This window comes from Faecalimonas sp. LCP19S3_D12, assembly GCF_052121495.1.
Classification (GTDB): domain Bacteria; phylum Bacillota; class Clostridia; order Lachnospirales; family Lachnospiraceae; genus Faecalimonas.
Map to the genome: position 1 here is coordinate 1 of NZ_JBQKED010000021.1, position 22354 is coordinate 22354.

The 22354-nt window shown below is 41.2% G+C and carries 18 protein-coding genes; 5 read left to right on the plus strand and 13 right to left on the minus strand.

All coding sequences use genetic code 11. The features are described from left to right. Positions 1-142: 142 nt before the first annotated feature. The 4 genes from spoIVA to der all read right to left on the minus strand — a co-directional run bounded on the left by spoIVA (position 143) and on the right by der (position 4701). On the minus strand, positions 143-1615 hold the full coding sequence (gene spoIVA / locus ACTQXY_RS07905) for a stage IV sporulation protein A (protein ID WP_441659030.1): 1473 nt from the start codon (positions 1613-1615) through the stop codon (positions 143-145). An 83-nt stretch (positions 1616-1698) separates the two neighbouring features. Then, a complete protein-coding gene (locus tag ACTQXY_RS07910) occupies positions 1699-2709 on the minus strand; it encodes an NAD(P)H-dependent glycerol-3-phosphate dehydrogenase (RefSeq protein WP_441659031.1) in 1011 nt (336 codons plus the stop codon). A gap of 17 nt (positions 2710-2726) precedes the next feature. Continuing rightward, entirely contained in the window at positions 2727-3368 is a 642-nt protein-coding gene (gene plsY, locus ACTQXY_RS07915; RefSeq protein WP_441659032.1) for a glycerol-3-phosphate 1-O-acyltransferase PlsY, read from the minus strand. Between the two features lie 4 nt (positions 3369-3372). After that, positions 3373-4701, minus strand: coding sequence for a ribosome biogenesis GTPase Der (gene der / locus ACTQXY_RS07920; RefSeq protein ID WP_441659033.1), 1329 nt, complete (start codon positions 4699-4701; stop codon positions 3373-3375). Between the two features lie 155 nt (positions 4702-4856). Between der and ACTQXY_RS07925 the strand changes: the two genes are divergently transcribed. Beyond that, entirely contained in the window at positions 4857-6035 is a 1179-nt protein-coding gene (locus ACTQXY_RS07925) for a ribose-phosphate pyrophosphokinase (protein WP_441659034.1), read from the plus strand. A 47-nt stretch (positions 6036-6082) separates the two neighbouring features. Here the strand turns inward: ACTQXY_RS07925 and ACTQXY_RS07930 are convergent, their stop codons facing one another. The 9 genes from ACTQXY_RS07930 to ACTQXY_RS07970 all read right to left on the minus strand — a co-directional run bounded on the left by ACTQXY_RS07930 (position 6083) and on the right by ACTQXY_RS07970 (position 17746). Further along, positions 6083-7510, minus strand: a complete 1428-nt coding sequence (locus ACTQXY_RS07930; RefSeq protein WP_441659035.1) for a polysaccharide deacetylase family protein — start codon at positions 7508-7510, stop codon at positions 6083-6085. Positions 7511-7683: 173 nt separating this feature from the next. Beyond that, entirely contained in the window at positions 7684-8847 is a 1164-nt protein-coding gene (locus ACTQXY_RS07935) for an NAD(P)-dependent oxidoreductase (RefSeq protein ID WP_441659036.1), read from the minus strand. 2 nt (positions 8848-8849) lie between these two features. After that, a complete protein-coding gene (gene serC, locus ACTQXY_RS07940) occupies positions 8850-9932 on the minus strand; it encodes a 3-phosphoserine/phosphohydroxythreonine transaminase (RefSeq protein WP_441659037.1) in 1083 nt (360 codons plus the stop codon). 22 nt (positions 9933-9954) lie between these two features. Beyond that, positions 9955-11631 (minus strand): biosynthetic-type acetolactate synthase large subunit, encoded by a 1677-nt coding sequence (ilvB, locus tag ACTQXY_RS07945; RefSeq protein WP_441659038.1) that lies wholly within the window; start codon positions 11629-11631, stop codon positions 9955-9957. A gap of 18 nt (positions 11632-11649) precedes the next feature. Then, positions 11650-13317: a dihydroxy-acid dehydratase gene (gene ilvD / locus ACTQXY_RS07950; protein WP_441659039.1), complete on the minus strand. Its 1668-nt coding sequence runs from the start codon at positions 13315-13317 to the stop codon at positions 11650-11652. 17 nt (positions 13318-13334) lie between these two features. Beyond that, positions 13335-14420, minus strand: a complete 1086-nt coding sequence (gene leuB / locus ACTQXY_RS07955) for a 3-isopropylmalate dehydrogenase (RefSeq protein WP_441659040.1) — start codon at positions 14418-14420, stop codon at positions 13335-13337. A gap of 155 nt (positions 14421-14575) precedes the next feature. Continuing rightward, entirely contained in the window at positions 14576-14857 is a 282-nt protein-coding gene (yajC, locus tag ACTQXY_RS07960) for a preprotein translocase subunit YajC (RefSeq protein ID WP_441659041.1), read from the minus strand. A gap of 90 nt (positions 14858-14947) precedes the next feature. Beyond that, complete coding sequence (gene tgt, locus ACTQXY_RS07965) at positions 14948-16081, minus strand: tRNA guanosine(34) transglycosylase Tgt (RefSeq protein WP_441659042.1); 1134 nt, start codon at positions 16079-16081, stop codon at positions 14948-14950. 18 nt (positions 16082-16099) lie between these two features. Further along, positions 16100-17746 carry a L,D-transpeptidase family protein gene (locus ACTQXY_RS07970; protein ID WP_441659043.1) on the minus strand — a complete coding sequence of 549 codons (1647 nt, stop codon included), beginning with the start codon at positions 17744-17746 and terminating at the stop codon, positions 16100-16102. A 251-nt stretch (positions 17747-17997) separates the two neighbouring features. Here ACTQXY_RS07970 and ACTQXY_RS07975 point away from each other — a divergent pair, with 251 nt between their 5' ends. Genes ACTQXY_RS07975 through ACTQXY_RS07990 form a run of 4 tightly spaced genes read left to right on the plus strand, consistent with a single transcriptional unit; the run spans position 17998 to position 22340 of the window. After that, complete coding sequence (locus ACTQXY_RS07975; RefSeq protein ID WP_441659044.1) at positions 17998-18537, plus strand: cupin domain-containing protein; 540 nt, start codon at positions 17998-18000, stop codon at positions 18535-18537. 17 nt (positions 18538-18554) lie between these two features. After that, complete coding sequence (locus ACTQXY_RS07980; protein WP_441659045.1) at positions 18555-19628, plus strand: polyamine ABC transporter ATP-binding protein; 1074 nt, start codon at positions 18555-18557, stop codon at positions 19626-19628. Further along, the gene (locus ACTQXY_RS07985; RefSeq protein WP_173691495.1) at positions 19600-20436 is read left to right on the plus strand and encodes an ABC transporter permease; all 837 of its coding nucleotides are present in this window, start codon (positions 19600-19602) and stop codon (positions 20434-20436) included. The genes ACTQXY_RS07980 and ACTQXY_RS07985 overlap by 29 nt, the downstream gene beginning before the upstream one ends. Further along, entirely contained in the window at positions 20436-22340 is a 1905-nt protein-coding gene (locus tag ACTQXY_RS07990; RefSeq protein WP_441659046.1) for an extracellular solute-binding protein, read from the plus strand. The genes ACTQXY_RS07985 and ACTQXY_RS07990 overlap by 1 nt, the downstream gene beginning before the upstream one ends. The last annotated feature ends 14 nt before the right edge of the window (positions 22341-22354 follow it).

A 22354-nucleotide genomic window follows, 5' to 3' on the forward strand; every position in this document is an offset into this window, starting at 1 on the left:
TTTGTAAGATATTCATAAGTCTATTATGCAGGAAAAAGGAAGAAAAAGAAACCCCCTAACCCCTCAAGATTGAGGGGAAGGGGAGCTGAATAGGCGAAGCCTATTTTTTACTTTTATTTCTGCAAACGTCAAGAGCTTTATCTCAAATGATAATGCAAACCATACCTCCATTACTGTCGTTGACAATTTTCTGCATTGTATCCTGCAATTTCGATTGGCTCTCATCGTTGATTGCAACAATCTTATTGCGCATACCATCCGTCACAAGTTCTTCAATGGATTTTCCAAAAATATTGGTTCCCCACACACCTTCCTCTGTTGCACTTGCATCTTTGATATAATTAACCAAATCATTTGCCTGCTGCTCACTGCCCACAATCGGTGCAATTTCTGTCTCTATATTTGCCCGGATCATATGAATCGACGGTGCTTCGGAATGAATTTTGACACCATATTTATTCCCCTGCTTGATAATAACCGGTTCCTCCAATTGGATTTCTTCTTTTCTAGGACTCACCACGCCATAACCCTTCATTTTTACCGATTCCATCGCATCTTTTACGCTTTCATATTCTTTGCGAAGAGCCGCCATCTCCTTCATCGTACGGATCAGTTCATATTCTCCTTCAATCGAGGTTCCAGTCAGTTCACTTAACATCTCATAGTAATAATTATCTGCCACCTGAATCCGTACTTTTACGCATCCGGTATCCAACTCCACATCATCTACCTTCATCTCTTTTATGTATATGCTATCCGGTCTTTCAATTCCTCTGACTGCATCTTTAATCATCGAAAATCCCTTCATCATATTTTTGATATGCAAAAGCAAATCTGCTTTGATCTTATGCTCCCTTGATAGCATTTCCACCCACTTTGGAATATAAAATTCCACTTCCGAAATAGGAAATTCAAACAACACCTGTTCCATAATTCGGTGAACATCTTCTTCTCTGAGCTGCTCACAATTGATTGCCATCGCTGTGACTCCATACTTTTCTTTAATGCGATCTGTCACCTCTTTTGCAGTCTGTGCATAAGGCTTCTGAGAATTAACAAGCACGACAAATGGTTTCCCGATCGACTGTAATTCCCGAATCGTCTTATCCTCCGCCTCCAAATAATCCTCTCGCTTCAGATCACAGATCGTTCCGTCTGTCGTGATCACAATTCCAATTGTTGCGTGATCATGAATCACTTTCTGCGTTCCGATACTCGCCGCTTTTGTAAATGGAATCTCGTAGTCAAACCACGGAGTTTTCACCTGGCGCTCCTCCTCGTTTTCCATATGTCCCGCCGCACCTTTTACCATATATCCAACACAATCAATCAGACGTATTTTCACTGTCACATCGTCCATAAGCCGGATTTCCGCTGCCTCTTTCGGCACAAATTTTGGTTCTGTTGTCATAATCGTTTTTCCGGATGCAGACTGCGGCAGTTCATCTCTTGTTCGTTCTCTATCGTGTTCATCTTCCATTTTCGGCAAAACTAACAAGTCCATAAATCGTTTGATAAAAGTCGATTTTCCGGTTCGCACCGGACCTACTACCCCGAGATAAATTTCTCCATTTGTCCTTGCCTGTATATCTTTATAAACGTCGAATACTTCCATAAAATCCCTCCTGCTATTCACTTGTACAGTGTATGCAGTAAAACAATCCAATATGTACTATATTCTCTTGTTTTTAATTCCTTTTACTCCCACGGAAGATCACTGTGTTCAATTTTTCCATCTCTCATCATCAGTTCATTCACTGCTTTTGCAGGATTCTTCCCCTCAAAAAGCACCTGATTCACCTGTTCAATGATAGGCATGGACACCTCATATTTCTCTGCAAGTTTCATTGCTGCCTTTGCAGAATAAACACCTTCCACAACCATTTTTACTTCGTCCATTGCTTCCTGCATCGTCTTTCCCTGTCCGATCAGGTATCCGGCTTTTCGGTTCCGGCTGTGTACACTTGCGCAAGTTACGATCAGATCTCCAATTCCAGTAAGTCCGGTAAAGCTTTCCATCTTCCCACCCATTTGAATTCCAAGTCTTCCAATTTCCGCAATTCCGCGAGTAATGAGCGCCGCTTTTGTATTGTCACCGTATCCGAGACCATCTGCAATTCCAGCCGCAAGTGCAATGACATTTTTCAGTGATCCACCTACCTCTATTCCGAGAATATCCGGGCTTGTATACACACGGAACGTTTCGTTCATAAACATCTTCTGAAGATACTCTGCTGTCTCTTTTGTCTTCGCACCTACAACACATGTTGTCGGAAGTCCTCTGCCCACTTCCTCCGCATGACTTGGTCCTGATAACACAGCCACATCCGCCATCGGAAGTTCTTCCTCAATCTGTTCCGAAAGCGTCTTAAGCGTTGTCTCCTCAATTCCTTTTGCTACATTGACAAGTTTTTGATGTTTAACCACATACGGTCTCATATTTCTCGCTGTGCTTCGGATAAATGGTGAAGGTACTGCAAGAACAACAAAATCCTTCCCTTCAACAGCTTCTTCCATACTGTTTGTAATCCTCAAATCTTCCGGAATCTTCACCCCCGGCAGTTTACTCTTATGTTCTCTTTCTTTTTTTAATTCCTCTACCTCGTCACGGTTGATAGACCACAAAGTGACCTCGTGTCCATTTTTATACAGTAATAACGCCAACGCTGTTCCCCAACTTCCGGCTCCCATGATGCCTGCTTTTGCCATGCCATATCCTCCTGCCTCTATTTCGTTTTCCTGCCTGCTCCAAATTTATTTTCCGTCCCGTTCAAAAGACGCTTGATGTTCGCACGATGTCTGTAAAATGCCATCAGCATCAAAACAAATGCAATCACATACATTTCATATAATTCTGGCTGTGCCAGAGAAAATCCTCCCATCTGACCATACACAATTACTTCAGCCAAAAACAATACCACTAGAATCAGTGACCCCAGCGAAACGTATCGGGTCACTGCCACAACCAAAATAAATACAATAGCCGCAATCAGCATCATAATCGGATTCGTAGCAAGAATCAACCCTGCTGTTGCCGCAATTCCTTTTCCCCCTTTGAATTTCAAATAAAACGGGAAATTGTGTCCAAGTACAGCGCCCATCCCTGCATACATTGCAAGCAGGCTGATATTATCATGTGTAGAGCCATACAACCAATACACAACAGCCACTGCCGCCACACATTTCAGACAATCTCCCAAAAAGGTAATTGCCCCCGCCGTCCATCCTAATGTTCTGAGAGCGTTTGTCGTCCCGGCATTGCCGCTCCCATGTTGTCTGATGTCAATGTGTTTTAATTTTCCATAAAAGTACCCTGTCTGAAACAAGCCAAAAAGATATCCGATTACAACACAAATCAAACGTTCCATACTCCTAACGCTCCTTTTCCTTTCGCTCGCGGATGAAAAATTTCAGTGAAGTTCCCTTAAAGCCAAACGCCTCTCTGATTTTATTCTCCAGATATCTTGTATATGAAAAGTGCATCAGTTCCTTATCATTCACAAAGATAACAAATGTCGGCGGCTTTACCGCTACCTGTGTGATATAGTACAATTTCAAGCGCTTTCCTTTGTCCGACGGCGGCTGCTGCATCGCAACTGCCTCTGCCATAATCTCATTGAGAACACCTGTCGCCACACGAAGTGTCTGATTCTCCATCACGACATCGATCATCTCATAAAGCTTGTTCAGCCGCTGTCCGGTTGCTGCTGACACATACATGATCTCTGCATACGGCATATATGCCAATGTCTGCCGAATCTTTTTCTCATACTCGTACATCGTCTTATCATGTTTCTCGATGGCATCCCATTTGTTGACAACAATAATGATGCCTTTCCCTCTTTCATGGGCAATCCCTGCTATCTTGGCATCCTGCTCTGTGATACCTTCCACCGCATCGATTACCATCAAGACAACGTCGGCACGTTCCACCGCTGTCACAGTACGAATGATACTATATCGCTCTAGTTCCTCTTTAATCTTATTCTTTCTTCGCAGACCTGCTGTATCAATAAACACATATTCTTTTCCATGGTATTTGATTGCGGTATCAATAGCGTCACGTGTCGTACCTGCAACATCAGATACAATCACACGGTTCTCACCAAGCAGTTTATTGACAATAGAAGATTTTCCAACATTTGGTTTGCCCACAATTGCAATTCTTGGTCTTTCATCCTCTTCTTCCGTCACATTCCCCTCCGGGAAGAATTTCACTACTTCATCAAGCATATCGCCGATACCAAGTCTGGATGCTGCAGAAATCGGGATAGGATCACCGATTCCTAAATTATAAAACTCGTACACATCCGGCATAAGCTTCTGGAAGCTGTCCACTTTATTGACAACAAGCACAACCGGCTTTCCAGAGCGTCTTAACATATCTGCAACCTTGGAATCTGCATCTACAAGCCCCTGTCTTACATCCGTAATGAAAACAATGACATCAGCCGTATCAATAGCAATCTGAGCCTGTTCTCTCATCTGCGATAAAATAATATCTTTGCTGTCAGGTTCAATTCCTCCGGTATCAATCATTGTAAATTCCTTATCAAGCCACGTTACTTCTGCATAGATTCTATCTCTTGTCACACCCGGCGTGTCTTTCACGATGGAAATCATCTCTCCCGCCAGTGCATTGAATAATGTCGACTTCCCTACATTCGGTCTTCCGACTATCGCTACAATTGGTTTACTCATATTTTTTCTCCTATTAATTACTATTTATACTAATTCTAACCTCTATCATACTAAATTTTTCAAAAAAAAGCAATTTCCACATGAAATTCTTGAAGCAAATGATTTTTTTTGCTAATATGGGTATGTTAAAAGAATTTATTTTTATGGAGGCCCCTATGGCAAATATCACATTATTAGAAAAAGCACTTCCAATTGCTCCTCTTAAAATAGCCGCTTTGGATAGTTGCAAAGAACTTGGTCAAAAAGTAAATGACTACATCGTTTCCTTTCGCCAGAATGCAGTTGAACAATGGCCGGATTCTGCTTCAATTGCGAATTACCGCTTACAAAATTATTTAGTAGATAGCGCCTGCCCTCGCTTTGGTTCGGGTGAAGCGAAAGGAATTCTTCGCGAATCTATTCGTGGTACAGATTTGTTTATCATGGTGGATGTGTGCAACTACAGTCTAACCTATTCTGTAAACGGACATAAAAATCACATGTCACCAGATGACCATTATCAGGATTTAAAGCGTATTATCTCGGCCGCTACCGGAAAAGCCCGCCGTATCAATGTCATCATGCCATTCCTATACGAAAGTCGCCAGCACAAGCGAACAAAGCGAGAATCTCTCGACTGTGCTTTTGCATTAGAAGAGCTTACAGCAATGGGCGTGTCGAATATCATCACATTTGACGCGCATGACCCACGTGTCCAGAATGCAATTCCCCTTAAAGGATTTGATAATTTTACACCCCCATATCAATTTATGAAAGCTTTGCTCCGCGCAGAGCCGGATTTAAAAGTGGACAAGGATCATCTGATGATCATTAGTCCGGACGAAGGCGCTATGCACCGTGCCGTTTATTTTTCAAATGTTTTAGGCGTAGATATGGGTATGTTCTACAAACGTCGCGACTACTCTACAATTGTAAATGGAAAAAATCCAATCGTGGCACATGAATTTTTAGGTGATGATCTTGCTGGAAAGAATGCAATCATTATCGATGATATGATTTCTTCCGGAGAAAGTATGTTGGATGTTGCAAAACAGATTAAAGAACGCGGCGCTAACCGCGTATTTGTCTGCACGACCTTTGGATTATTTACAGATGGATTTGAAAAATTTGATGATTATTATGAAAAAGGTTACATCGACCGTGTCATCACAACGAACTTGACATATCTTCCATCTGAATTATATGAAAAACCATATTTTGTTATGGCAGACATGAGCAAATTCCTTGCACTTATCATTGATTCTTTGAATCATGACATTACTATCGGTTCTGTCATGAATCCAACCGATAAGATTCATAAATTGCTTGAAAAGCATCAAAAAGACCAACACTAATTAAGCAAAAAGCTTGTAAGTACCTCAAACATACTTACAAGCTTTTTTTATTGTTTATAAAACTGTGAATAACGCACTCCATTTTCCAGCGAGGTTCCTCTTGCTTCTGCAAGCTCACTCACTGTTACCAGCTGATATCCTTGTTCAATCAGTTTTGGAATTAACTCAAATGCCGCATTTACGGAAAAGTCATGTATATCATGAAGTAAAATCACATCTCCATCGCTAACTGTCTCAAGAACGTAATCTCGAATCAATGCTGCATCCTTTTTCTTCCAGTCAAGCGTATCTAAAGACCACATGATAACCGGCTTTCCTGCCAAACTCTTCACCTTGTCGTTATAAGAGCCAAACGGCGGTCGCAACAGACTTGCTCCATGTCCCACTGCTGCCGCAATCGCTGCATCTGTAGACTGAATCTCTTCTTTGATACTTGCATCATCTAATTTGACCAGATTTTTATGATTCGTCGTATGATTACCAATTTCGCATCCAATCTCCTCCATTCGCTTAATGGTATCCGGATACTTTGCTGCATTCGTTCCAACCATAAAGAAGGTAGCCCTTGCACCATACTCCTCCAATTTATCCAAAAGAGAATCCGTGTATTTTCCCGGTCCGTCATCAAATGTTAATGCAATCATTGGTTTCTCTGGATTCACTTTGCTTGTTTTTGATTGTAGCTTTCCATCTTCACCAAACACACAATCCAACTGAAATACCCTTTGTGAGCCTGTCAGCATTTTTCCTTCTTTGTCAAAATAATAGGTATCTTCTCCTATTTTCTCCCATCCAACACTCATCTTTCCATCTTCTTGAAAGTAATAAGTTGCCCCTTCCATCTCTTTCCATCCAGTAATCATTACTCCTTTTTCATCAAAAAAATATCGAAAATGCTCAATATCTTTCCATCCAATTGTCATCTCTCCATTCTCATCTATGTAATAAATCTTTTCCTTGGAACGAATAAATTCTGATACTGCATAAGAACCATCCCATTTTTTAAACTTTTTTTCTTCCCATGTACCGTATTTATTCTTAACTTGACAAGTTCCATTTTCTAACCGAATTTTCAGTTTCTTTTTCCAATTCTGCTCAATTTTCTTCTCTAAATCATTCTCCAGAGAAAGTGTAATGGGATAATCTCCCTCTTTCGTCTGGTCAATGTCATATGTCAAAACATATCCCTTTCCAGCATTCAAATCTTTCAAAAAATTCTGAATGGTATATCCTTTTTCTAATTCCTTCTTATTATATTTTTCTTCTTTACAGAAAGCTTTTGCCCGAATCTGTGGAATCTCCTCATCCTGAAGCATGGACACATCCTGTACTTTTAAAATTACTTCTGGAATTCGTTTCTTTCTGAATCCCCAAATTCCTCCTATTAAAAAAATTAATATTACTGTTAAAATAGCGAACGGTGTAATCTTCTTACATCTTCTTCTGTATCTTATTCCTCTTTTCTCCCTAAACATATCACTCATACTCCTACTTTTGTTTGCAAATTTATTATAGTCCACTTTTTTTTTTATTGCAACGTTTCCGCCCTTAAGAACCCCTTAAAAAAATGTTACATATTTGCTAAATTTTTCTACAATTTTGTTGAAAAAAAGGCTGCAAATTCATCTCTGAACCTACAACCTTTTTCCTATTCAATCACACGAACTCTTAAAACCTCCTTGATCGTGCCCAATTTTTCTTTAATTTCCTCGTTCAATCTGCCTTCAATATCAATCATCGTATAAGCGTATTCTTTCTTACTCTTATTTGTCATGTCAGAAATATTCACTCCTACTTCTGCAAGCAATGTCGTGAACTGACCAATCATATTCGGTACATTGTGATGGAGAATCGTGATTCTTGTCTTTCCATCACGGTATCCCATATCGCAGTTCGGATAATTGACAGAGTTTCTGATATTTCCGTTTTCCAGGAAATCCATCACTTCTTTTACTGCCATCTTTGCACAATTATCCTCCGATTCTTCTGTAGATGCCCCCAAATGCGGAATTACAATCGTTCCTTTCACACCTGCTACCAATGGATTAGGGAAATCTGTGACATACCGTTTCACCTTTCCGCTTTCCAGTGCGTCGATCATATCTTCTTCGTTCACAAGCACATCTCGTGCGAAATTTAATACAACCACATCTTTTTTCATCAAACTGATCGCATCTTTATTGATCATTCCTTTTGTGCTCTCCAGTGCCGGAACATGAATTGTAATGTAATCACATTCTTTATACAATTCATCCACTGTTTTCGCATGATAAATATTTCTTGATAATTTCCAGGCTGCATCTACCGAAATATAAGGGTCATAACCGTATACATCCATACCAAGATGAGCCGCTGCGTTTGCAACGAGAACACCAATTGCGCCAAGACCGATCACTCCAAGTTTCTTTCCTTCCAATTCACAGCCCGCAAATGCCTTTTTTTGTTTCTCCGCATGTTTTGCCACATCACCGTCTTCTTCGTGCTCCTGCACCCAGTTAATTCCCCCGATAATATCTCTGGATGCGAGCAACATACCTGCAATCACAAGTTCTTTCACACCATTTGCATTTGCTCCCGGTGTATTAAATACAACAATTCCTTCTTCTGCACATCTGTCAAGTGGAATGTTATTCACGCCTGCTCCTGCACGTGCAATTACTTTTAACTCTTTATCAAATTCTAAATCATGCATTGCAGCACTTCTCACAAGCACTGCGTCTACGCCTTCTAACTTTCCTTCAGCTTCATACTCGCCTGTAAACTGGTTTAAGCCTACTTCTGCGATTGGATTTAAACAATGAAATTTATACATATCTACAGATTCTCCTTCTCAAATTTTTTCATAAAGTCCACCAGTGCCTGAACGCCTTCTTCCAGCATCGCATTATAGATACTTGCTCTCATGCCTCCAACACTTCTGTGACCTTTTAAATTCTCAAGTCCTGCCGCCTTTGCTTCTTTTACAAATTTTGCATCTAACTCGTCACTTCCTGTCACAAATGGCACATTCATAAGAGAACGATCTTTCTTTTCCACTGTTCCTCTGAACAATTTACTTTGATCAAGAAAATCGTAAAGAATCTTTGCTTTCTTTTCATTTCTCTCTTTCATCGCTTCCAGACCACCCATCTCTTTCAGCCACCGAAATACTTTTCCACAGATATAAATTCCATAAGCAGGCGGAGTGTTGTAAAGAGAATCTGCATCAGCATGTGTCTTATATGTGAGCATCGTAGGTGTTCCCGGGAGCACATCTTCTGTAATCAAATCTTCACGGATAATCACAATAACCACACCCGCAGGTCCGATATTCTTTTGTACACCACCATAAATAATTCCATATTTGCTGACATCTACCGGCTCTGATAAAAAGCAGGATGATACATCGGCTACAAGTGTCTTTCCTTTTGTATTTGGCAGTTCCTTAAATTTGGTTCCATAAATCGTATTGTTTTCACAAATATACACATAGTCCGCATCTTCTGAAATCGGAAGATCTGAACAATCTGGTATGTAAGAAAATGTTTTGTCTTCTGAAGAAGCAATTTTATTGACCTTACCATATTTTGTTGCTTCCTGGTATGCTTTTTTTGCCCATTGTCCAGTCACGATGTAGTCCGCCACCTTGTTTTTCATCAAATTCATCGGAATCATCGCAAACTGCTGTGAAGCTCCTCCCTGCAAAAACAGCACTTTATAGTTATCCGGAATATGCATGAGCTCTCTTAAATCCGACTCCGCCGTTTTGATAATCTCCGCAAATGCTTTCGATCTATGACTCATCTCCATAACCGACATTCCGCATCCCTTGTAATCTAACATCTCTTCTGCTGCTGATTTTAGAACACTTTCTGGCAATACTGCCGGTCCTGCTGAAAAATTATACACTCTGCTCATTGTTTATTCCTCCACTTCATTTTTATTTTTCTAAATCTTCTTCACTAAATGCCTCGCTGATCGCAGCCCCTGGCGCAACCATCGGCCATACTTTTTCATCACTGTCAATCTGGCAGTCAATCACAACCGGTCTCCCCATAGCCAGCGCCTTCTGGAAAGCTTTTTGAAACGCTTCCCGTGTCGCCGCACGTATTCCGACCGCCCCCATTGCTTCTGCCAATTTTACAAAGTCTACCGCATCATTTAACACGGTTGCAGAATAACGCTTTTCATAAAACAGCGTCTGCCACTGACGTACCATGCCAAGTACATGATTATTTACCACGACTTGAATGATCGGAATATTGTATCTTGCCGCTGTTGCAATCTCATTCATATTCATTCGGAAACATCCATCTCCAGCAATATTGACCACGGTCTTGTCCGGCATCCCCATCTTTGCTCCGAGTGAAGCGCCAAGTCCATAGCCCATTGTCCCAAGACCTCCCGAAGTTAAAAGCGTTCTCGGTTTTGTGTATTTATAAAATTGTGCCGCCCACATCTGATGCTGTCCAACTTCTGTTGTAATGATTGCATCTCCGCTAGTCTGTCTGTATATTTCTTCCATAATATACGGTCCTGTAAGTCCTTCCGGATGATACGTCAGAGGATGTTTCTCTTTATATTCCTCAATCTGCTGTTTCCATTCCTCATGACTTTGCTGTTCCACCTTTTCATTCAGGATTGTCAGAACTTCTTTGATATCTCCGGTTACACTCGCATCTGTGAGAATATTTTTATCTATTTCTGCCGGATCAATATCAATTTGCAGAATTTTCGCATGATGTGCAAATTTCTTTGCATTTCCAGTCACACGGTCACTGAACCTTGCACCAACCACAACCAAAAGGTCACATCGGCTCACTCCAAAATTTGACGCTTTCGTTCCATGCATTCCAAGCATTCCAGAATACAGCTCATCTGTTCCCGGAAATGCACCTTTTCCCATCAGAGAATCCGCTACAGGCGCATCAATTTTATGTGCAAATTCCACTAAAGACTCACTTGCTCCTGACAAAACTGCTCCGCCACCCACAAAAATATATGGTTTCTTGGCTCTCCGAATCATTTTCACCGCCGTTTCAATCTCATCTTCATCGATTTTCTTTCTCTGAATATCTGTGACGTCAATTTCTACTTTCTGGTATTCACTCAGATTTGCAGTCACATCTTTCGGAATATCGATCAGAACTGGTCCCGGTCTTCCTGTCCTTGCAATCAAAAACGCTTTTCGAATCGTATCCGCCAATTTATCGACGTCTTTTACAATATAATTGTGCTTTGTGATCGGCATCGTAATGCCCGCGATATCTATTTCCTGAAAACTATCTTTTCCAAGCAAGGAAACACCTACGTTACAGGTAATCGCCACTACTGGAATGGAATCCATATATGCCGTCGCAATCCCGGTCACAAGATTCGTAGCTCCCGGTCCACTTGTTGCAAGGCAGACACCTACTTTCCCGGTTGCTCTTGCATATCCGTCTGCTGCATGTGCAGCTCCCTGTTCGTGGGAAGTCAATATATGACAAATCTCATCGCTATGTTTATATAACGCATCATATACATTTAAAATCGCACCTCCCGGATACCCAAATACAGTATCCACCCCCTGCTCTTTCAAACATTCGATCACGATTTCTGCTCCTGTTAATTGCATCTGTCTTTCTCCTTCTCTTTATCTTGGGATTTCTAATACAGCTCCTCTGTTTCCGGATGTCACCAGCGCCGCATATCTTGCCAAATAACCTGTTGTAACCTTTGGTTTTCTTGGTTTCCACTCTGCTTTTCTTTTTGCAAGCAGCTCATCCGAAACAGCCAGCTCTATTTTATTTTCTGGGATATTGATCTTAATGATATCGCCTTCTTCCACTAACGCAATTGGACCTCCCACTGCTGCTTCCGGAGACACGTGTCCGATGGATGCACCTCTTGATGCGCCACTGAAACGCCCATCCGTAACCAATGCCACACTGGAACCGAGTCCCATACCGGCAATTGCCGATGTCGGATTGAGCATCTCTCTCATTCCAGGTCCTCCTTTCGGTCCCTCATAGCGAATGACAACCACATCACCTGCAACAATTTTTCCGCCTTTGATTGCGGCAATCGCATCTTCCTCACAGTCAAACACTCTCGCCGGTCCTTCATGTACCATCATCTCTTCCACAACTGCCGAACGTTTTACAACGCCGCCATGTGGTGCAAGGTTTCCTGTGAGCACTGCAAGACCACCTGTTTCACTGTATGGATTTTCAATCGGTCTTATGACATCCGGGTCTTTGTTGACACAGCCCTCAATGTTCTCACCAACTGTTTTTCCAGTTACGGTCATACACTCTGTATATAAAAGATTATTTTTATTTAACTCATTCATCACTGCATACACACCGCCTGCCTCGTTCAGGTCTTCCATATATGTGTGTCCTGCCGGTGCAAGATGACAGAGGTTCGGAGTCTTTGCACTGATCTCATTTGCAAATGTGATATCAAAATCCATTCCAATCTCATGTGCGATCGCCGGAAGATGTAACATACTGTTTGTCGAACAGCCCAGCGCCATATCCACAGTAAGTGCATTCAAAATCGCCTTTTCTGTCATAATATCTCTTGGCCTGATATCTTTTTCCCACAGCTCCATCACTTTCATTCCTGCGTGTTTTGCAAGGCGGATTCGTTCGGAGTACACTGCCGGAATCGTTCCATTTCCTTTCAATCCCATACCAAGCACTTCCGTCAGACAGTTCATACTGTTTGCTGTGTACATTCCGGAGCAGGAACCACAAGTCGGACATGCTTTGCTCTCAAATTCCTGTACATCTTCTGCAGTCATTGTTCCCGCCGCATAGGAACCAACTGCCTCAAACATACTCGAAAGACTTGTCTTGCATCCCTTCACTCTCCCCGCAAGCATCGGACCTCCGCTCACAAAAATCGTCGGCACATTGATTCTTGCTGCTGCCATCAAAAGTCCCGGTACATTTTTATCACAGTTCGGAATCATGACAAGCGCATCAAACTGATGTGCCATAGCCATCGCTTCCGTGGAATCTGCGATCAGATCTCTTGTGACAAGAGAATATTTCATACCGATATGCCCCATTGCAATTCCGTCACAGACTGCAATTGCCGGAAACATAACAGGCGTTCCACCAGCCATTGCCACACCCATTTTTACCGCATTGGCAATCTTGTCAAGATTCATATGCCCCGGCACAATCTCATTGTAAGAACACACGATTCCCACTAACGGTTTTTCCAGCTCTTCTGCTGTATATCCTAATGCATTGAACAGCGAACGGTGCGGTGCTTGCTGCATTCCTTTTGTTACTGTATCACTTCTCATATCTGTCTCTCCCTTCGTTACGCAATTCTTTCACAGATCAGATCACCGATTCTCGCAGTGCCAACCTGTTCTTTTCCTTCTGACATGATGTCAATGGTGCGGTACCCATCTTTTAATACCTGACTGACTGCTTTTTCAATTGCATCCGCCTCTTTATCTAAGTCAAACGAAAATCTTAACATCATCGCCGCAGACAGTATTGTAGCAATCGGATTGGCAATTCCTTTCCCTGCAATATCCGGTGCCGAACCGCCGCTTGGCTCATATAGGCCGAACTTTGTATCGTTCAAACTTGCCGAGGCGAGCATTCCGATCGAACCTGTCACCATGCTTGCCTCATCGGACAAGATATCTCCAAACATGTTTTCTGTCAAAATCACATCAAACTGCTTTGGATCTTTTACAAGCTGCATCGCACAGTTATCGACAAGCATATGTTCCAAAGCAACTTCTGGATATTCTTTTGCAACTTCCTCAACAATCTTTCTCCATAATCTGGAAGAATCAAGGACATTCGCTTTATCCACACTGATCACTTTTTTTCTTCGTTTCATCGCGATCTCAAATGCTCTCTTTGCAATTCTTCGAATCTCATTCTCATTGTAGGTAAGTTCGTCACATGCGGTCATAACACCATCTATCTCTTCCGTCGTTCGATTTCCAAAATATAGTCCACCGGTTAGTTCTCGCATGATCATCATATCAAATGCACCCTCGGTAATCTCTTCTTTTAACGGGCATGCTCCTTTCAATTCATCATACAGCACTGCTGGTCTTAAGTTTGCAAAGAGATTCAATTCTTTTCGAATCTTTAAAAGTCCTGCCTCGGGGCGTCTGTTTGGTTCCAACTGATACCACGGTGAAACTTTTGCATCTCCTCCGATAGAACCCATCAAAACAGCGTCACATGATTTTGCTTCCGCTACAGTCTCCTCTGTCAATGGGATCCCATGTACATCAATCGAGGCGCCTCCAAGCAATAACTCTTTATATCTGTATGTATGGCCGTACACTTCTCCAACCTTATCTAATACTTTCATTGCCTCTTCTACAATTTCAGGACCAATCCCATCCCCTTTGATAATTCCAACTTTCAATTCCATATATCTCTTCCCTTCTCTTGCAAAAGTTTATAGGTTTAATCATATCGTATTTTTATTCACGTTTCAACCCTTTAATACGGAAAAGTGTATTTTTTTAGAGTATACTCTGTTTTAAGACCAAAAAAGAGAAGGCTAAGCCTTCCCTTTACAATCACTTATTCTTCTGTATTTGCTTTTTCTACCTGCGTAATCGCTGCTTTCTGCATCGGAATGCGGCAGTTCTTGTTATTACCAAACTCTACAATTACATCCTCGTCTGTAATATCAATAATTACTCCGTAGAATCCACTTGTTGTCAACACAGTATCACCTACTGCCAGTTCAGATAACATCAACTGTATTCTCTTCTGTTCTTTCTTCTGTGGACGCATCAGTAAGAACCAAAATCCCCCAAGAACTACTGCATAAAAAATAAGCAAAAATATTGGATTATTCATCTTATTTCCTCCTACTATTTTTAAACACTACGACCATCATACACAATCTATAGACATACATCAAGTGTTTTTTTAGATTTCATAATTTTTTTATACTTCCTGAATTCCCATTCCTTCAAGTTTTTCTCTTTTGTATTCTTTATAGCGTCCTGCTTCAATCGCAGCTCTGATCTCTTCCATCATATTGTTATAGAAATACAAATTGTGCAGCACGCAAAGTCTCATTCCGAGCATCTCTTTTGCTTTCAAAAGATGTCTGATGTACGCTCTGCTGTATGTGCGGCACGCAGGACATTGGCAGCCTTCTTCAATCGGTGTGTCATCCAGCTCATATTTTGCATTGAACAAGTTTAATTTCCCCTGATTCGTATATACATGTCCATGTCTTCCGTTTCGGCTCGGATATACACAGTCAAAAAAGTCAACACCTCTGTCAACCGCTTCCAAAATATTTGCCGGAGTCCCTACACCCATCAGATACGTAGGTTTTTCAATCGGAAGATACGGAACAACCGCTTCCAAAATGCGATACATCTCCTCATGGGATTCCCCTACCGCAAGTCCTCCGACTGCATATCCATCCAGATCCATCTTTGCAATCTCTTTTGCATGTTCAATACGAATATCTTCATAAATCCCACCTTGATTAATTCCAAAGAGCATCTGATGCTGGTTGATCGTATCCGAAAGCGTATTTAATCTCTCCATCTCTGCTTTACATCTTGCAAGCCATCTTGTTGTACGTTCCACTGAATTTTGAATATATTCTCTCGTCGCTACACTAGAAGGGCACTCATCAAATGCCATCGCAATTGTAGAGGCTAAATTGGACTGAATCTGCATGCTTTCCTCTGGTCCCATAAAGATTTTCTTTCCATCAATGTGGGAATTAAAGTACACACCTTCTTCTTTAATCTTACGGAGTCCTGCAAGCGAAAACACCTGGAATCCACCGGAATCTGTCAGAATCGGTTTGTCCCATACCATAAATTTATGAAGACCGCCTAATTTTTTCACCACTTGATCTCCAGGTCTCACATGCAGATGATATGTATTTGATAACTCTACCTGTGTCTTAATTCCTTGTAAATCTTCTGTAGATACAGCGCCTTTGATTGCCGCCGCAGTTCCTACATTCATAAATACAGGGGTCTGAATGACCCCATGCACTGTGTGGAACTCACCTCGTTTTGCGAGTCCATCTCGTTTTAATAATTTATACATGTCTTTACCTCTTTACTTTTAATAATGAATCACGACCGGACACCCCACTTGAAGCATATCATACAATTGTCCTGCCAAAGCCGGCGGCATATTGATACAGCCGTGAGAACCTTTTCTCGTCTTATAGAGCTCTCCACCAAACGCTGTCTGCCATTTTGCATCATGAAAACCAATTCCCGTCCATGTCACTCGCATCCAATACTCCACCGGCGTCTCATATTCATAAGTTCCATCCGGTTTTTTATCACCGCGAAGTGTTTTGTTTCTCATCTTCTCCAAAATAGTATATGTACCCTGTGGTGTCACACGTTCCGGCACCGGAATTCCAGTCACCACATCCGTCTCAAGCTTCACAGCTCCATCCACAATGTACCACATATGTTGTGTCGTCAAATCTACTTCCAAATATGTCTTTCCAAAATCCTGTGCGCCGTGGGATGCCGCTGTCTGCGAATATACCGGCTCTCTTTCTACCGCTTCACCGGACTTAATATTATTCACCAAAGTCTTGTATTCTCCGTCTTTGTCAACCTTCCACCCATATCCGCCTCCAGATACCTGCGCTGTCTTTCCGGTCGGTGTTGTGATTGTTCTGACTTTTCCAGCTGTGTTATACTGATTGCACAATTCGTCGATGTAAGCTCCCATCGCATCTTCTGAGAATGTAACATTCATATTCTCATCTACCGTCATCCACTGTGAGATCAGAGATTTATCTACAACTGTTCTCGGTTCTACCGTATATGTTATAGAAGCGTTCAAATAACTATTCATGCTGTCTTTTGCAGAAATAACTTCTTTTGATTCTGAAGTAAACTTCGGCGCGACGTAGCACTTCTCTTTGTCCAAATCTAATGTTGCTATAAATTGTCCTACATAATCATGCAAAACTTTTGAAAATGTTTCTTGATCAATCTGTGTTCCAAGCGTCTCCGCCTGAATCTCAAACTGCTCCTCGTTAAAAACCGGCTGTGCCGAAATCGGCGCTGTCTGGTTCTCTTCTTTCAAACATTCCAACGATGCCATTACCTGATTTAGCTTGTCTTCATTATAGCTTACTTCCACCGTAGCCTGTGCACTGTCATTCCCAAAAAATGCTGTAAACCATAGAAATGGATTCTGATTCTCCTTTACTTCTTCGACACCTTTTCCATTCTTGTATTGCAGATCAATCGCACTTCCCTGAATGGTCTCAGTCTTTCCATCTCTTTCTTTTAATGTCAGTGTATAATCACTCACCTGTTTCTTCATATAGTTTTCTACATCTTCCACAGTCTTTCCTGAAAAACTGACATCATTTATCTTCGTTCCAAAATAGAAATGATTCATAAAGAAGAATGAAAATCCCAAATAGACAAGAGCCACTGCCCCTAAGATGCTTGCGATAATGATTCCACCACGTTTCTTTTTGCCATGCTTTTTGACCCCCTTGTCAAAACTCGCATCGTCATTCAAGAAGAAAATCTCACTCTCCGTCTCTTCGTCAGAAAGTTCTTCTTCCTTCGGTTCTGCCACTTTTTTCAGCTCCGCAACCTCCTCTGTTCCCAAAACTGTCGGCGTCTCTTCATCCTCTGAATCAGCAATGCTTTCCATGATTTCTTTCATAGTTTCTTCTACGATCTCGTCTGATGATCTTTCTTCTTTTTGTCGTTCTTTATCGCTCATTTAGTATAACTCCTCTTATCCTTAATCCATATTTGATATTATAATACGAACATATGGAAAAGTACAGTATAAAATCATTAATAATACTTAAGAAAATTGTTACATTTCACGAACAACAATTGCTTTTTTCTCTAATTCATGTATAATAGTATTTGTATGCCTTTAGTTAAGAAATACTAAACTTTTTGTTTATTTTTACTTTTATAACTGGAACTCTATCACTCTGTTGCAGAATTAGAAAGGATTACTTGATGAATATTGGAAATAAAATCAGAGAACTTCGAATCGAAAAAAATTTGACGCAGGAAGAGTTAGCTAATCGAGCAGAACTATCGAAGGGATTCATTTCACAGTTAGAGCGAAATCTAACTTCCCCTTCTATCGCAACTTTAATTGATATTCTTCAGTGCCTTGGTACGAATCTGACTGAATTCTTTGCCGAAGAGTCCGACGAACAGATTGTCTTTCACAAAGATGATTTTTTTGTAAAAAAAGATACAGAACTTCGCAATACTATTGAATGGATCATTCCAAACGCCCAGAAAAATATGATGGAACCAATCCTGCTCACATTAGAATCCGGAGGCTCTACTTACTTAGATGTCCCCCACGAAGGGGAAGAATTCGGTTATGTTCTTCAAGGAAGCATTCAGATCCATGTGGGCAAGAAAGTATATACTGCCAAAAAAGGGGAATCTTTTTACTTCACTCCCCATTCGGAACATTATATAACAGCAAACAAAACAAGCGGTGCAAAGATTATATGGGTGACAACCCCACCGAGTTTTTAATACAAGGAGGATTTTATATGGCGAGAAAATTAATTGACATTTCACACATTTCAAAATCGTACGGAGACAACCTTGTGTTGGACGATTTGAACCTATATATTAATGAAAACAAATTTTTAACACTGTTGGGACCAAGCGGCTGCGGAAAGACTACACTGCTTCGTATCCTGGGCGGATTTGAGACTCCGGACAACGGAAAAATTATTTTTGACGGAAAGGATATCACCAATCTTGCCCCAAACAAACGCCAGCTTAATACGGTATTCCAAAAATACGCATTGTTTTCCCATATGTCTATTGCTGAGAATATTGCATTTGGATTAAAAATCAAAGGCAAATCAAAAGCTTATATCAACGATAAAATTAAATATGCATTAAAACTTGTAAATTTGGATGGATTTGAAAATCGAACTCCCGATTCCTTAAGCGGAGGTCAGCAGCAGCGAATTGCCATTGCCCGCGCAATTGTAAACGAACCGAAAGTATTACTGTTGGACGAGCCTTTAGGTGCATTGGATTTAAAACTTCGTCAGGATATGCAGTATGAGTTGATTCGCTTAAAGAACGAACTCGGCATAACATTTGTCTATGTCACACATGATCAGGAAGAGGCGCTTACGATGTCTGACACTATTGTCGTCATGAATCAGGGTTACATCCAGCAGATCGGAACACCGGAAGACATCTATAACGAGCCGGAAAATGCATTTGTTGCAGATTTTATAGGTGAAAGTAATATTCTCCCTGCAATCATGGTCGAAGATAAACTGGTAAAAATTCTCGGCGTGAATTTTCCATGCGTGGATACTGGTTTCGGAAAAAACAAACCGGTGGATGCGGTCATCCGTCCGGAAGATATTGATTTAGTCAAACCGGAAGAAGGTATTCTAGAAGGAATTGTCACACATTTGATTTTCAAAGGTGTTCATTATGAGATGGAAGTCACTGCAAATAATTTCGAATGGCTGGTGCACAGTACCGATATGGTTCCTGTCGGAACACCTGTCGGCATTAAAGTGGATCCGTTCGATATCCAGATCATGAAAAAACCGGAATCCGAAGATGAGGAGGCTGTTATCATTGAAGAATAAGAAAAAACTTTTGGCAGGACCTTACTTATTCTGGGCTGTTTCATTCATTATCATTCCATTGTTTATGATCCTTTATTATGGTCTGACAAACGAAAAGAAAGAATTCACCTTACTGAATCTTGCAAAAATAACAACCCCGGAAAATTTAAAAGCACTTGGTCTGGCGCTTCTGCTGTCGCTTGTCAGCACTGCAATCTGTCTGATCCTGGCGTATCCGCTTGCTATGATACTCGCTTCAAAAAGCATGAATCAAACAAGTTTTATCGTCTTGATCTTCATCCTTCCGATGTGGATGAATTTCTTGCTTCGTACCCTTGCATGGCAGACATTGCTTGAGAAAAACGGAGTTATTAACAGCGTATTGTCTTTTTTACATCTGCCGACGCAGTCCATGATCAATACGCCTTCTGCCATCATTCTTGGCATGGTATATAATTTTTTGCCGTTTATGGTGCTTCCTATTTATAATGTCATTGTAAAAATTGACAAAGATGTCATTTCCGCGGCAAAAGATCTAGGCGCAAACAATGTACAGACTTTTTTGAAAATCATACTGCCGCTTACTACTCCTGGGATCATCAGTGGGATTACAATGGTATTTGTGCCTGCCCTCACGACCTTTGTTATCTCAGATTTGCTTGGCGGAAGTAAGATTCTGTTAATCGGAAACGTCATCGAGCAGGAATTTAAGCAGAGCAGTAACTGGAACGTCGGTTCCGGGCTTTCACTTGTGCTGATGATATTCATTATCGCAAGTATGGCACTGATTGCCAAATACGATAAAGATGGGGAGGGAACCGCATTCTAATGAAAAAGACATTACAAAATATTTACTTATCACTAATCATCTTTTTATTATACGCCCCAATCGTGACACTTGTTGTTCTGTCGTTTAACAACTCAAAGACACGTGCAAAATGGGGAGGCTTTACTGCAAAATGGTATATTTCTCTTTTCCAAAACGAGCAGATTATGAGCGCTCTTTATACAACACTTGTCATTGCACTGTTATCTGCTCTTATTGCAACCCTGATCGGCACTGCCGCTGCGATCGGCATTCAGGGAATGAAGAGAAAATCCCGCACGATTGCAATGGGAATCACCAATATTCCGATGTTAAATGCAGATATCGTGACCGGTATTTCATTGATGCTTTTATTTATCGCTGTCGGATCCGGCTTAAAATATCTGAGTATTAATTTTTCACTGGGATTTGCGACTGTGCTGATCGCACACATAACGTTTAATATTCCGTACGTCATTTTGAGTGTTATGCCAAAACTCAAACAGACCAAACGCAGCACTTATGAAGCCGCACTCGACCTCGGCGCATCTCCGATTTACGCTTTTTTTAAGGTTGTATTTCCGGATATTCTACCGGGCGTGTTCTCAGGATTTTTGCTGGCATTTACCATGTCTTTGGACGATTTTGTCATCACCCACTTTACAAAAGGTCCGGGTGTCGATACGTTATCAACCAAGATTTACAGTGAAGTCCGTAAAGGAATCAAGCCGGAAATGTATGCACTTTCCACTTTGTTGTTTGTGTCCGTACTGATTCTGCTAATCCTGATCAACGTATCACCAAACAAAAAAGGCAGCGCCGACAAGAGACTGAGCGTAAAAAAATCTCAGAAAGCCGTTCACTTTGTACTTCGCAAAGTCGTCCCGGCTATTATGGCAGTCGTGGTCATTGCCGGCGGAATTTTCTATAGTTCCAAAGAAGATTTAAGCGGAACCAATCAGGTCATTGTCTATAACTGGGGAGAATATCTCGATCCGGAAGTTATCACTCTGTTTGAAAAAGAGACCGGAATCAATGTCGTATATGAAGAATTTGAGACAAACGAAATCATGTACCCGAAAGTACAGTCTGGCGCCATTGCATACGATGTGGTATGCCCATCTGACTATATGATCCAACGTATGATCGAGAACGATCTTTTAGCAGAACTGAACTTTGATAACATTCCGAACATCAAAAACATTGGTCAAGAATATTTCAAGCAATCCAGACAGTTTGACTCCGAAAATAAATATTCGGTGCCTTATTGCTGGGGAACTGTTGGAATTCTCTACAATAAAACAATGGTTGACGAGCCAATCGACAGTTGGAGCGTTCTGTGGGATGAAAAATATAAAGATAACATTTTAATGCAGGACAGCGTCCGTGACGCCTTTGCTGTAGCCCTTAAATACAAAGGACACTCTTTAAATTCGACAGACCTCGACGAATTAGAAGAGGCAAAAGAACTTCTGATTAAACAGAAACCACTCGTGCAGGCTTATGTAATCGATCAGGTGCGCGATAAAATGATCGGAAACGAAGCGGCTATTGGAGTAATTTATTCCGGCGAAGCAATTTATACACAACTAGAAAATCCAAATTTGGAATATGTCATTCCAAAGGAGGGTTCCAATGTTTGGATCGACTCCTGGGTAATTCCAAAAAATGCTAAGCACAAAGAAAATGCAGAAGCTTTCATCAACTTTTTATGTCGACCGGACATCGCCAAAATGAATTTTGATTATATTACCTATTCCACACCAAACACCGCTGCTCGAGAACTGATCGAAGATCCGGCTATCCGAAACAGCAAAATTGCATTTCCTGATGCGAGCGAGCTTGAGCGCTGTGAGACTTTCCAGTTTCTGGGTGATAAAAATGATGCCATTTATAACAAGCTTTGGCGCGAAATCAAATCCCAATAGCTTCTTTTGAGGCA

What these genes read in the sequence shown, in the direction of transcription:
- spoIVA (WP_441659030.1), bottom strand. Translation starts at nt 1,615, where the DNA reads ATGGAAGTATTCGACGTTTATAAAGATATACAGGCAAGGACAAATGGA.
- ACTQXY_RS07910 (WP_441659031.1), bottom strand. Translation starts at nt 2,709, where the DNA reads ATGGCAAAAGCAGGCATCATGGGAGCCGGAAGTTGGGGAACAGCGTTG.
- plsY (WP_441659032.1), bottom strand. Translation starts at nt 3,368, where the DNA reads ATGGAACGTTTGATTTGTGTTGTAATCGGATATCTTTTTGGCTTGTTT.
- der (WP_441659033.1), bottom strand. Translation starts at nt 4,701, where the DNA reads ATGAGTAAACCAATTGTAGCGATAGTCGGAAGACCGAATGTAGGGAAG.
- ACTQXY_RS07925 (WP_441659034.1), top strand. Translation starts at nt 4,857, where the DNA reads ATGGCAAATATCACATTATTAGAAAAAGCACTTCCAATTGCTCCTCTT.
- ACTQXY_RS07930 (WP_441659035.1), bottom strand. Translation starts at nt 7,510, where the DNA reads ATGTTTAGGGAGAAAAGAGGAATAAGATACAGAAGAAGATGTAAGAAG.
- ACTQXY_RS07935 (WP_441659036.1), bottom strand. Translation starts at nt 8,847, where the DNA reads ATGTATAAATTTCATTGTTTAAATCCAATCGCAGAAGTAGGCTTAAAC.
- serC (WP_441659037.1), bottom strand. Translation starts at nt 9,932, where the DNA reads ATGAGCAGAGTGTATAATTTTTCAGCAGGACCGGCAGTATTGCCAGAA.
- ilvB (WP_441659038.1), bottom strand. Translation starts at nt 11,631, where the DNA reads ATGCAATTAACAGGAGCAGAAATCGTGATCGAATGTTTGAAAGAGCAG.
- ilvD (WP_441659039.1), bottom strand. Translation starts at nt 13,317, where the DNA reads ATGAGAAGTGATACAGTAACAAAAGGAATGCAGCAAGCACCGCACCGT.
- leuB (WP_441659040.1), bottom strand. Translation starts at nt 14,420, where the DNA reads ATGGAATTGAAAGTTGGAATTATCAAAGGGGATGGGATTGGTCCTGAA.
- yajC (WP_441659041.1), bottom strand. Translation starts at nt 14,857, where the DNA reads ATGAATAATCCAATATTTTTGCTTATTTTTTATGCAGTAGTTCTTGGG.
- tgt (WP_441659042.1), bottom strand. Translation starts at nt 16,081, where the DNA reads ATGTATAAATTATTAAAACGAGATGGACTCGCAAAACGAGGTGAGTTC.
- ACTQXY_RS07970 (WP_441659043.1), bottom strand. Translation starts at nt 17,746, where the DNA reads ATGAGCGATAAAGAACGACAAAAAGAAGAAAGATCATCAGACGAGATC.
- ACTQXY_RS07975 (WP_441659044.1), top strand. Translation starts at nt 17,998, where the DNA reads ATGAATATTGGAAATAAAATCAGAGAACTTCGAATCGAAAAAAATTTG.
- ACTQXY_RS07980 (WP_441659045.1), top strand. Translation starts at nt 18,555, where the DNA reads ATGGCGAGAAAATTAATTGACATTTCACACATTTCAAAATCGTACGGA.
- ACTQXY_RS07985 (WP_173691495.1), top strand. Translation starts at nt 19,600, where the DNA reads ATGAGGAGGCTGTTATCATTGAAGAATAAGAAAAAACTTTTGGCAGGA.
- ACTQXY_RS07990 (WP_441659046.1), top strand. Translation starts at nt 20,436, where the DNA reads ATGAAAAAGACATTACAAAATATTTACTTATCACTAATCATCTTTTTA.